This is a genomic window from Bradyrhizobium altum, assembly GCF_020889705.1.
GTDB classification, from domain to species: domain Bacteria; phylum Pseudomonadota; class Alphaproteobacteria; order Rhizobiales; family Xanthobacteraceae; genus Bradyrhizobium; species Bradyrhizobium altum.
Genome location: NZ_JACMYP010000516.1, coordinates 1 through 1,876 on the forward strand (window position 1 = coordinate 1; position 1,876 = coordinate 1,876).

Sequence of the window (1,876 nt, forward strand, 5' to 3'; positions counted from 1 at the left end):
CGACATCTTCGTCCAGCAGGGCGGCAAGCTGACCGTCATCGGCGGCACCCTGTCGGATGCCACCGAGACCGGCGGCAACGGCGCCAACGGCGCGGGCAACGGCTCGGCCTATGGCGACATCTTCATCCAGGGCACGATGACCGTCACGCCGACGCACACCGTGTCGACGGTCTTCCAGGGCCTGCAGACCGTCACGACGCTGACGATCGGCGACACCATTGCCGACGAGCGGGGCATCAGCGGCAGCGGCACGACCGGCAAGCTGGTCGTCTCCGGCGGCGGTACGCTGACGCTGACTGGCGCCAACACCTATGTCGGCGGCACCCGGATCGACGGCGGCAACGTCCTTTCAATCACCGCCGACAACAATCTCGGCGGCTCGGCCGGCGCGCTGATCCTCAATGGCGGCACGCTGAGCACGACCGGTGGCTATACTTTCACGCACGATATTCAGCTCACCGCCAATGGCGGCGCCTTCAACATATCGTCCGGCACGATCGCCGACACCGGCTCGATCAGCGGCTCCGGCACGTTCCTGTTGTCGGGCGACGGCACGCTGCAACTCGGGATGGGTCAGCTCGCCGGCTTGACGGGGACGTTCGGCCTGAGCAGCGCGCATCTGTCGCTGACATCGGGCGGCATTTTCGACGACACGATTTCGGTGAGCGGCAATTCGGTCCTGTCGATCGCGAACGGTGCAACCGTCACCGACACCGCACTCATTACCGGCAGCGGCAATCTCGGCATCGATGGCGGCGGCACGTTCGTGCTGGGCCACGCCGCCAACACCTACAGCAGCACAACGATCTATTCGGGCACGGCGTGGCTCGCGACGGCCGGCGCCGCCGGAACCGGCACCATCTCGTTCACGTCAGGCCTCGTCGGTACGCTGAAGATCGACAATGCCGCGCTGAGCGGCAATGCGTTCACCAACACGATTGCGAATTTCAATCCTGGCCAGTTCATCGACCTGACCGGGCTGCAGTACAACAGCCAGAATCCGTCGCTCAACACGGTCAGCCTGTCCGGCAACACGCTCTCGATCTCGAACGGGACCGCGACCGATACGCTGACACTTGCCGGGGTCGGCGGCACCAGCTTCCAGCTCTCGCAGGATGCGAACGGCGGAACGATCGTGCAGGTCGTCTCGACCCGCGTCTTCAATGTCTCCAATGTGGCCGAGCTCAATGCCGCCATCCTGCAGATGGATTCCGGAGGGACGAACGCGGCGGCGAATGCCAGCTACACGATCAACATCACCGCGAACTTCAGCCTGACGTCGGAGCTGTACGCGTTCAACCTGTTGAGCGGGTCGAGCGTCACGATCAACGGCAGCGACGGCCACGGCGGCACGCACACGATCGACGGCCTCAACGCCCAGCGCGGCTTCTTCGTCTATGCGGGCAACGTCAATCTCGAGAACCTGACCATCCAGAACACGGTGGCCGCAGGCGGCGGCGTCGTCCGTGGCGGTGGTGGCGGCGGCGCCGGACTCGGCGGCGCGCTGTTCATCTCGTCGAACGGCAGCGCCACGATCGACAATGTGATTTTCCACGACAGCGCCGCGATCGGCGGCAACGGCGGTGCCGGCGGCACTGGCAGTATCACGTCCGACTACGGCTACGGCGGTGGCGGCGGGATGGGCGGACGCGGTGGAAGCAGCGGCGGCGGGGGGATCGGCCTCGGCGCTCAGGGCGCGGACAGCGATCTCTTTAGAAGCGGTTCACCCGGCATCATCCCCAACGCCGCCGGGGGCGGCAAGGGGAGCGACGGTTACCTGATCTCGATCGGCGGTGGGACCGAGCTTTACTGGTATGGCGGAGCAGGCGGCGCCAACGGCGGAGGCGGCGGCGCGGCTGGATGGATCGGCAGCGCC

1 protein-coding gene is annotated in these 1,876 nt (G+C 66.3%); it reads left to right on the forward strand.

The genetic code is table 11. The annotated features are described in order from the left end of the window. Positions 1-1,876: beta strand repeat-containing protein (locus H8B02_RS47020; RefSeq protein ID WP_229172478.1), on the forward strand; the 1,876-nt coding region annotated here is incomplete at both ends.